The following is a 316-nucleotide window of genomic DNA, read 5'->3' as shown; positions in this document are numbered from 1 at the left end:
TTTTCGGTGTTTCTTTAATTCATTAATTCTTAATATCCAGTTTTCAAGGTACGAGTATGACATCTCTATCAATGGAGGTTAACGGGATCGAACCGATGACCTCCTGCTTGCAAAGCAGGTGCTCTCCCAGCTGAGCTAAACCCCCATAGTACTTATTCAATTATAACAGAGAAAATGGGCCTAAATGGACTTGAACCATCGACCTCACGCTTATCAGGCGTGCGCTCTAAACCAGCTGAGCTATAGGCCCGAAAGCGCCAGGTAGACCCCTCAAAACTAAACAAAGTTTTAACAATTGTGTATTTCCGTTGGTACC

2 tRNA genes are annotated in these 316 nt (G+C 43.4%); both read right to left on the bottom strand.

The features are described 5' to 3' along the window. Positions 1-72: 72 nt before the first annotated feature. Positions 73-145: transfer RNA gene (locus FD33_RS11655), tRNA-Ala, on the bottom strand. A gap of 30 nt (positions 146-175) precedes the next feature. Beyond that, positions 176-250, bottom strand: a tRNA-Ile gene (locus FD33_RS11650). Positions 251-316: the final 66 nt, after the last annotated feature.

Origin of the sequence: Companilactobacillus paralimentarius DSM 13238 = JCM 10415, assembly GCF_001434985.1 — a bacterium.
Classification (GTDB): Bacteria; Bacillota; Bacilli; order Lactobacillales; family Lactobacillaceae; genus Companilactobacillus; species Companilactobacillus paralimentarius.
The sequence above is the reverse complement of the archived record's forward strand: the minus strand, read 5'-3'. Positions and strand labels throughout refer to the sequence as shown.